Here is a 9,093-nt window from a genome sequence, read left to right on the forward strand (position 1 = left end):
CCTTGTTCATTAAACGGAGACAAGCTATGTTAATACCATTACCGGCACTAAATGACAACTATATTTGGCTGTATGCGAAGCAAAACGATCGGGTTTTAATTATTGATCCGTCAGAGTCACAACCGGTTATAGATTACTTGAACCGCAATCATCTGCTGCCACAAGCAATCCTGCTCACGCACGGACATGCGTCGAAAAACTATGGCAGGCGGAAAAAACTGTCTAGCAATCCTGCTCACGCACGGACATGCGGATCATATTGGCGGCGTTGCGGCGTTGAAACAGCATTATCCAAATTTGGCGGTATACGGTTCGCCGGAAGTCGCTGAGTTAGCAACGGTGCTGGTCGAGCCAGGAAAATTGCAAATCGGTAACTACGGAATCGAGGTCATCGCCACGCCGGGACATACTGCGCAACATATTAGCTTTGTGGTGGACGACCATCTATTTTGTGGTGATACGATTTTTTCTGCTGGTTGCGGACGGGTTTTCACCGGTGATTATGCCGCGATGTTTGCCGCGCTACAACGCCTGAACGCATTACCGGACAGTACAATCGTGTGCGCCGCCCATGAATATACCTTAAGCAATTTGCGTTTTGCTTTAACGGTCGTGGCAGATCAAAGTGCGGTCGCACAGCAATTGCAAAAGGTAGAACAACTGAGAGCCGCTAACCAACCCAGCTTACCGACAACCTTAGGCTTGGAACGCCAAATTAACCCGTTTTTACAAGCCAATACGCTGGAAGCATTTATCGATTTACGCCAAGCCAAAGATCGGTTTTAAAAATTAAGCGGCTTACAACGGTTAAAATATATAATCCGCTCCTACTTTGCCTCATTAAATATTTTTGTCAATAATCTAAGGGCGGATATTTTCCGCCCGAATTTTTACTATTTGCCGATTTTTCTGTCACCATTCCAAGGCGCTGCCCAGAATAGGCACAGCATGCCCGGCACGGCGAGGAAGAAGCAGAACCAGAAATAGTCGTAATAACCAAAATGTTCGATCAACACACCGGCTTGTGAATTAAACAGCGTGCGTGGCAACGCTGCAAGGCTAGTGAACAATGCCAATTGGGTGGCGGTATACAGCGGATTGGTTTCGCGCGCCATAAAGGCGGCGAACGCTGCAGTGCCAAGCCCGACACCGATATATTCTGCCGCTACCACGATACCCAACATAATCAATTCTTTGGTAGTGATCACGTCGAAATGACCGAAGGAAGCCAGCCAAGCAAAACCTAAAATAGTGACGATTTGCACCACACCGAACAGCCATAATGCCCGGTTGATGCCAATTTTCAGCATGATAATGCCGCCGGCAATGGCGGCAAGCAACATCGGCCAGACTGAGGCATTTTTAGCCACAATACCGATATTGGTTTTGCTGAAGCCCATGTCTAGATAAAACGGGGTGATAAGTGCGGTCGCCATGCTGTCACCGAATTTATACAGGAAAATAAAACTTAAAATACCCAGTGCGCTGATCACCCCCTTGCGGCTGAAAAACTCATTGAACGGTTTGGTGAAGGTGTCGGTTAAAGTGCGGTGCGGTGGCAGATCGATTTTTGGCTCGTAGCTTAAAAACAGCGTCATCAAAATGCCGGGCAGCATGAAAAGTGCGGTAATCATAAACGTGGTTGACCACGGCAGGTAATCCGCCAAAATCAGCGACAACGAGCCGGGCACAAAACCGGCGATTCGATAGGCATTGACATGAATTGAATTGCCCAAGCCCAGCTCTCTATCCGATAAAATCTCACGGCGGTAGGCATCCAATACAATATCTTGCGTAGCAGAAAAGAATGCCGCCAATGTGGCAGCGGCAGCGATCAGTTGTAAACCGCCTTGGGTTTTCGGATCGAGAAAACCAAATAGCCCCAAAGAGACGATCAACAGCAACTGCGAGATCAGAATCCAGCCACGTCGCCGTCCCAAAAATGGCGGAATAAAGCGGTCGAGCAGCGGTGACCAAAGAAATTTCCAGGTGTACGGCAAGCCGGTGAGCGCGAAAAAGCCGATTGTGGCGAGATCTACTTGCTCCGAGCGCAACCACGCTGGAATCAGTGAAATCAAAATATACAATGGCAAACCCGAACTGAAGCCGGTGAAAACGCAAATCAACATTTTGCGGGTGAAAATTTGGGATAATACACTTCTTTTTTGTTCTGTTTCGACCATAAGGCGACCCCAATAAAATAGATAAAATGGTGTATTTCAGAGCAGATTCTTAGTCGTCTGCCCGTTAAAAATTAATCTCGATAGCCGTTTGGATTGTTTTTTTGCCAATTCCAAGTGTCTTGCATCATTTGCTGCAACGAATATTGCGTTTTCCATCCCAGCTGTTCGGCGGCTAAACTTGGGTCTGAATAACAAGTGGCAATATCGCCCGGACGGCGCTCGACCAATTTATACGCAATGGTGATACCGTTAGCTTGCTCAAAGGCTTTCACCATATCTAACACCGAATAACCGATGCCGGTACCTAAATTATAGATATGCAAGCCGCTGTCGTTTTTGTGTTTGGCAAGCGTTTTTAAATGGCCTAGTGCCAAATCGACCACATGGATATAGTCGCGTACACCGGTGCCGTCCGGCGTGTTGTAGTCGCTGCCGAAAATCGACAGTTGTGGCAATTTGCCGATTGCCACTTGGCTGATAAACGGCAGCAGATTGTTTGGAATACCATTCGGATCTTCACCGATCAAACCGCTCTTATGTGCACCGACCGGATTGAAATAGCGCAAAATCATCATACTCCAACGTGGATCGGATTTCGCTGCATCCGCTAAAATTTGTTCCACCATTAATTTAGACGTGCCGTATGGATTGGTGGTGCCGCCGATTTTACAGCTTTCAGTGATCGGCACAATTTCCGGATCGCCGTACACCGTGGCGGAAGAGCTGAACACAATATTAAACACTTCTGCTTTGCGCATCTCCAACAGCAGGTTAATCGTGCCTTGCACATTGTTTTGATAATATTCAATCGGTTTACGCACACTTTCACCAACCGCTTTCAAGCCAGCAAAATGGATCACCGAATCAATTGAATGTTGTTGGAAAATCGTTTGTAAAATATGGGAATCGAGAATATCCCCTTGATAGAACGTTGGTTTTTTGCCGGTGATAGTGGCAACCCGCTGCAAGGATTTTTCCGACGAATTGCACAAATTGTCGAGAATGATCACCTCTTGATTATCTTGCAACAGCTCGACTACCGTGTGTGACCCGATATAACCGGCACCGCCAGTAACTAAAATCGCCATAATATTCTCCTGAATGAAAAACCTGAATTAAAAAGTAGAGACTAGTGTAAGACTTTTTTTAAATAATTTCATGCACTATTGTGGCAGAAATATTGGTATCCGCCATATACATAAGTCAGCCACTTTGCGGCTGTAGGGTTAGACAATGTTCTAATGAAGGTTAAAACGCTTGGATAAATATAGAGGGTGATGATATATCCACCCGAACCGCACTTGTTAGTTTTCTGCTATTGATTAAATGTTTATTTTTTACTGTGGCAGCCAGACTCACTAAATGCTTCTTTGTTAGTGGGAGGTAATCATCTATTGTTTTGTACCCAGAAAACCTTCAAGAGGTTGGAAATAGTTCGCAGCTCCCGCTGCCACTTTTTCGTCTGGAGTCATGTTGTCGAATTTGGGATTTGTTAACGCATACGGCCTCACATGTGAGTTAAACCTTAAGGTAGACATGTTATACACTGCAATTAACAACCACTTGCCACCTCTGGTGAGTGAAATGAACCGATCTAGAGTACTCAAAGACAAAGAAATCTGCAAGATTGAGCCAATCAACATGAACGAAATCTGGTTTTCATGCCCTAAAGAGCTTTCAACAGTCAGCTTTGAGGTGACCGAGTTTGTCAAAAATCTCAAAATCGGAGAAATGGATGAGAGAACGTTGACTATCTACGGAAAGCGTTTTGAGGACTGGACGGATGGTAGTGTAACAGAGTTTTTGGTTGAACGTGCGAAGTTGAATGCGATTAAGAAAGCAGAAAAACGCGAGGCGGAAGAACGTGCTGCGAGAATCAAAATCAGAAAAGACATGGGCTGGGTACTATAACCACCCCTTGACCAATGCCCCCGAAAGGGGGCATTATAAAAGCATAACTACTAGAGGAGAAGTGGGTATGAGCATTGGATATAACGAAGATTTTTATGGTTGGGTAAATGAACAAGCGCGTCTGTTAAAATCGGGGGCGCTTAACCAGTTAGACTTAGAAAACTTGGTTGAGGAGATAGAGTGCATGGGTAGAAGTGAGTTGTCGGCGTTACGTAGTCGGTTAAGAGTGTTAATTGCACACTTGTTAAAGTGGAAGTATCAGCCAGTACTGCAAAGCACTAGCTGGAGGTTGACAATCGATGTTCAGCGTGAGGATATAGGTGACCTACTTGTCGTATCCCCATCTTTGAAATACAAAATGAAACAGGATGCGTTTGTTGAACAAGTCTGGGGCGCTGCTATTCGCTTTGCGTCCAAAGAAACAGGACACTCAGTCAACTCATTCCCAGCCAGCCCAATCTGGACACTCGACGAAATCCTCGACCCAGACTTCTTACCATAACTCCCCAAGCCACCAAGCACGGTGGCTTTTTTGTTGCAGCTACAAACCCTATCCCCAAGGACAGCGGGCACGAGGTGGCAAATCCACACAGTCCACTGCCCACCGTCAAAGAATAATCAACAATCAACAATCAACAATTTTCCTTTGTGAACTAACAAAGGAGAAAGAAAAATGAAATTAACATTATTAATAGTAATTATATTCATGTTTGTTGAAGCAATCGGTCAAGTGTTAGAGGGTACTTTAATCACAGCAATTTGTTAAAAGTCTGAGCAGAATTTTATTGATTTATTGTGTTGTAGCAACATGATAGGGAAAGCATAAATACTAAATTACATTGGAAAGTATCTTTCTGTCAGAAATATGATCTCGATCACATAAAAAAGTTGAACTTTACTTTTGGTGTTTATTTGTTGATAGCTTTCAAAACATTCATTGATTTTATTCGTTTAAAATCAATATCTTATGTTTTCGTGTAACATGATTTACAAAATTATCGATGAGTAAAACGCTCCAAAAGCAGGGTTTTTTTGTATGTAAAATGCTCACTGGTGAGCAATCGTTTATCTTAATGTATTGAAATATATAGCATTGCTGTTTATTTTCTAATGGAGAGCTAGGGTTGACACGAAAAATGGATTCTGTCAGTATGACCTCGGAAATTAAAAACCGAGTTGGACAACATAATTAATGTAAAGTTCAATTAAGTTCCGTTTATTTATGCACTAGCAACATAGATAAATTCATTTTAAATTAAAGTAAAAAGGCAGACTATCATGAAAAAGACATTAGTAGCTTTAGCAGTAGCAGCGGTAGCAGCAACTTCCGCAAATGCAGCAGTGGTTTATGACCAAGACGGTTCTAAAGTAGAAGTTGGCGGTTCTGTTCGTTTAGTTTTACAAAAAGCCAAAGACAAACGTACTGATTTATTAAATAACGGTTCCCGTATTACGGTTAATGCGTCACAAGATTTAGGCAACGGTTTAAGTGCGGTTGGTCAATTAGAAATTCGTCCAGATTTTAGTAGTGATACTAAAACTTCTCGCTTATGGGCTGGTTTCAAACAAGAAGGCGTTGGTACATTAACATTTGGTAAATTACTGACCATTGGTGATGAATTAGGTCAATCTGACTTTACTTATAACTTCGGTGGTATCAACAAAGTAACGGATTCTGGTGATAAAGTAGCTCACTTCCGTTCAGCTAGCTTTGGTGGCTTTAGCTTCGGTGTTGACTATCTATTCGGTAATTCTGCAAAAACCAAAGAAGTTAATAAACAAGTTGTTAAGGTAAATAACAATCGTGGTTATGTAGTTGGTGCATTATATAATAATAAATTCGGTGATTTAGGTATTGATGCTGCAGTAGGTTTCAGCCAAGACAATCGTTCTACAGACGCAACTGTTGTTAGTGGCACACTAGCTGAAGGTAACTACAAAGAGAAAGGCTTCACTTCAGGCTTGAGAGTGAGCTATGATAAATTCGCTGTTGGTTTTGATTATTCCCAACGTAAAACAGATGATAAAGCACAGGGTGTAACTTTCCGCGTTGTTAAGAAAGATGATGGCGGTAAAGCTATCCTGACTAAATACTACAAAATCAATGAGTATGAGTTGGGCTTGAAATATCAAGTAACTGATGCGTCTAAAGTTTATGGCGAATGGTTATGGGGTAAAGGTAAAGCGCTGAACGAAGCTGATACTAAATTCAACGGCTTTATCTTAGGTGCTGACTATAAAATCCACAAAAACGTAGTGACATACTTAGAAGGTATCACTATCAAAGGTAAACAAGCTGGAAATACAGTGTGGAAAGACAACGCAGTTAACTTGGGTTTACGCGTATTCTTCTAATCATCTGTTAATACAGAAAAACGTTAAACAAGGTCGGCTTATGCCGACCTTTTCGTTTATTGATAATAGTTTTGGGAAGGCTTGGACGGATTAAACTATCGACCCGTTTACAAAGTGCGGTTCGGGGCGATATATAATCGCCCCGCTACTTTAGCTGCAAGATTGAGCGTTTTAACTTTCATAAAGTGTTGTCTAATCCTTACAGCCGCAAAGTGGCTGACTTATACGTAACCTTGTACGGCTTGCCATGCAAGATATATTTACTCTAAAAGACTAAAAATTATAATTTTTTTATAACTTGATATTATGCAAAGTTAGTATTTTGAATGTCTTGTCAAATTTTCATTCAATAATCCACTAGGTAAATAAAAAATAACATTAACGTTACATGTGTATAATGCATTGATATTTTCAGATATTTATGATAATGTTGTTTTTATATGGTCTTGACAGCAAAAATAGACTCTGTCAGTATGCTCCATGTGACTACTTTGAAGTTGAGCGATTTTGTAGTGCGATATTTCAAATGAGTTCTGTTTATTTGTGTACTAGCAACCGAATAAATATATTGATTTAAATCAAACCTAAAAAGGCAACTATCATGAAAAAAACATTAATCGCATTATCTGTTGCGGCAGTCGCAGCAACATCAGCTAATGCCGCAGTGGTGTATGACCAAGACGGCGCTAAAGTCGAAGTGGGTGGTTCTTTGCGTGTGTTATTGAGTAAAGATTCCGGAGAGCGTGCGGATCTGAAAAATAAAGGTTCCCGTTTAGTCGTGAAAGGATCGCAAGATCTGGGCAGCGGCTTAAGCGCTTTGGCTAACATTGAATTCCGTTTTGAAAAAGATAATGAAAACGGATTTAATGATGTAGAAACCAAACGTTTGTATGCCGGTTTTAAGCAAGATGGCGTAGGAACAATCACCTTCGGACGTCAATTAACCAACTTGGATGATGTTGGTTTGTCTGATTACACTTATGATTTGGGCGGCGTCAACCAAACTCAAACCAGCGCTAACAAATCGGTTAAATTCCGTAGTGCTGAGTGGTCAGGTTTCAGCTTTGGTTTAGACTATATGTTCGGTGAAGCGGATAAAAAAGAATATAACAACAAAGCCGGTTGGGGCGCAGCGTTATTCTATACTGCTGATCTGGCAGCGAATACCCAATTAAATCTGAACGGTGGTTTTAGCCAAGTGAAATCCAATAACGTGGCAGAACACAAAGAGAATGCTTTCACTGTCGGTTCTGAGTTGGTGGTGGACAAATTTGCGATTGCGGTTGATTATTCACAAAATAAATCGACTAACGGTGTAGATTCAATCACTTATCGTTCTATGAGCAATAATACTGTCAGCGAATTACCGTTCAACAAAAAACGTGAAATCGGTTTAGGTCTGAAATATCAATATCTGGATAATGCCTCTATTTACGGTCAATACATTTGGGGCAGAGCGGATCAAGTCGAACTGAAAAAAGCAGCGAATTTGCGTGCATGGATTGTTGGTGCAGACTATAAATTGCACAAAAATGTGGTCACTTATGTCGAAGGCGGCTCATTCAAAGCCAAGTATAATGCTGAAATTGGTGGCGGTAAAGAGATCGATAACTACGCAGGTGTAGGTTTGCGTGTGTTCTTCTAAGTCTTTGAAAAAGCGCAATATATTCATAAAGCCGGGTGATTCCGGCTTTTTTATTCATTTGTTATCACTAATAGTCTTCAACTCAAATTCCACAAATAACGGGTTGTGGTCCGAACTGTCGCTCGGTTCAGTCCACGCTTTCAGCACTTCAATATCACGCACAAAAACATGATCCAACGGGTTGTCCATAAACGTCAGACGCAGGTCTGGTTCGAACCGCACTTCGTTTAAGGCGTATTGTCTGGCAAGCGTTTGGATTAAATCTAAACGTTTGTCACTCCAGCTATTGAAATCGCCGCCGAGAATAATCGGACCTTGATGCTGGCTGACCAAATGAAACATTTCACGCAGTTGATTGTGGTAGTTTTCAGGATTCCATTCAAAATTGACCAAGTGTAGATTGATGACTAGCAAAGTGCGGTCACCACTGAGAGGATAAACTGCCGCTTGGGCAATTTTGGGTATCCGAATCCAAGGCTCGTTTTCACTGCCGACACAATACTGTTGTGGCAATTGGTGAGATAACAACATCACGCCTGACATATCGCCATGGTAGGCAAAAGTGCCGGCTTGCACCCCGTGCCAAGTGGTGGGTGCAGATAAAAAGTGCGGTATTTGGTTTTGTTCGGTCGCTTCTTGCAGTAATAGGAAATCTGCGCGTTCTGAATATTGCTGAATAGCTTCCTGCCAGCCGGGATCTTGCCCTTTGTGTAAATTCCACACGAGCAGTTGATAGCGCGCTTTTTCCGCCAGATTTTCTCTCGTTGCGACATGTTGCCGAAAACAAACGGTGTTATTTGAAAGTGCGGTCTGTTGGTAGTTGTCGGTATCTAAATTGATAGTCGTAATTTTAGGTTGGCTAAAAATCGTCAGTGGGCGCAGGAAGTGGTATCCCAAGCCCATGATAATGACGAGCACCAATAAAAAAAAACGTGATTTTTTCATTTAATCCTCTGCAGTATGAAAAATCTCTCGGAAGCATAGGGTCTGTTGATCTTT

The 9,093-nt window shown here is 42.3% G+C and carries 7 protein-coding genes and 1 pseudogene; 5 read left to right on the forward strand and 3 right to left on the reverse strand.

Translation table 11 applies throughout. From position 1 onward, the window contains the following. Positions 1–26: 26 nt before the first annotated feature. Positions 27–786 (forward strand): annotated as a pseudogene (gene gloB / locus FHQ23_RS10830) (hydroxyacylglutathione hydrolase). A gap of 107 nt (positions 787–893) precedes the next feature. On the opposite strand, the gene FHQ23_RS10835 reads toward gloB, so the two are convergent. Then, positions 894–2,183: an AmpG family muropeptide MFS transporter gene (locus FHQ23_RS10835; protein ID WP_139614336.1), complete on the reverse strand. Its 1,290-nt coding sequence runs from the start codon at positions 2,181–2,183 to the stop codon at positions 894–896. 71 nt (positions 2,184–2,254) lie between these two features. Beyond that, positions 2,255–3,271 (reverse strand): UDP-glucose 4-epimerase GalE, encoded by a 1,017-nt coding sequence (galE, locus tag FHQ23_RS10840; RefSeq protein ID WP_139614337.1) that lies wholly within the window; start codon positions 3,269–3,271, stop codon positions 2,255–2,257. Positions 3,272–3,719: 448 nt separating this feature from the next. Between galE and FHQ23_RS10845 the strand changes: the two genes are divergently transcribed. From FHQ23_RS10845 to FHQ23_RS10860, 4 genes are all read left to right on the forward strand, one after another. Next, positions 3,720–4,094, forward strand: a complete 375-nt coding sequence (locus FHQ23_RS10845) for a hypothetical protein (protein WP_139614338.1) — start codon at positions 3,720–3,722, stop codon at positions 4,092–4,094. Positions 4,095–4,161: 67 nt separating this feature from the next. Beyond that, entirely contained in the window at positions 4,162–4,596 is a 435-nt protein-coding gene (locus FHQ23_RS10850) for a DUF29 domain-containing protein (RefSeq protein WP_139614339.1), read from the forward strand. Between the two features lie 776 nt (positions 4,597–5,372). Further along, entirely contained in the window at positions 5,373–6,449 is a 1,077-nt protein-coding gene (locus tag FHQ23_RS10855) for a porin (RefSeq protein ID WP_139614340.1), read from the forward strand. Between the two features lie 601 nt (positions 6,450–7,050). Continuing rightward, positions 7,051–8,094 (forward strand): porin, encoded by a 1,044-nt coding sequence (locus FHQ23_RS10860; protein WP_139614341.1) that lies wholly within the window; start codon positions 7,051–7,053, stop codon positions 8,092–8,094. Positions 8,095–8,148: 54 nt separating this feature from the next. Here the strand turns inward: FHQ23_RS10860 and FHQ23_RS10865 are convergent, their stop codons facing one another. Continuing rightward, positions 8,149–9,039 (reverse strand): endonuclease/exonuclease/phosphatase family protein, encoded by an 891-nt coding sequence (locus tag FHQ23_RS10865; protein WP_139614342.1) that lies wholly within the window; start codon positions 9,037–9,039, stop codon positions 8,149–8,151. Positions 9,040–9,093 lie beyond the last annotated feature (54 nt).

Source organism: Testudinibacter crocodili, from assembly GCF_006228025.1.
Taxonomy (GTDB): Bacteria; Pseudomonadota; Gammaproteobacteria; order Enterobacterales; family Pasteurellaceae; genus Chelonobacter.

Bases quoted from the DNA above. Each gene is read 5' to 3' on its own strand.
- FHQ23_RS10860 (WP_139614341.1), top strand. From the start codon at position 7,051: ATGAAAAAAACATTAATCGCATTATCTGTTGCGGCAGTCGCAGCAACA.
- FHQ23_RS10835 (WP_139614336.1), bottom strand. From the start codon at position 2,183: ATGGTCGAAACAGAACAAAAAAGAAGTGTATTATCCCAAATTTTCACC.
- FHQ23_RS10845 (WP_139614338.1), top strand. From the start codon at position 3,720: ATGTTATACACTGCAATTAACAACCACTTGCCACCTCTGGTGAGTGAA.
- FHQ23_RS10855 (WP_139614340.1), top strand. From the start codon at position 5,373: ATGAAAAAGACATTAGTAGCTTTAGCAGTAGCAGCGGTAGCAGCAACT.
- galE (WP_139614337.1), bottom strand. From the start codon at position 3,271: ATGGCGATTTTAGTTACTGGCGGTGCCGGTTATATCGGGTCACACACG.
- FHQ23_RS10850 (WP_139614339.1), top strand. From the start codon at position 4,162: ATGAGCATTGGATATAACGAAGATTTTTATGGTTGGGTAAATGAACAA.
- FHQ23_RS10865 (WP_139614342.1), bottom strand. From the start codon at position 9,039: ATGAAAAAATCACGTTTTTTTTTATTGGTGCTCGTCATTATCATGGGC.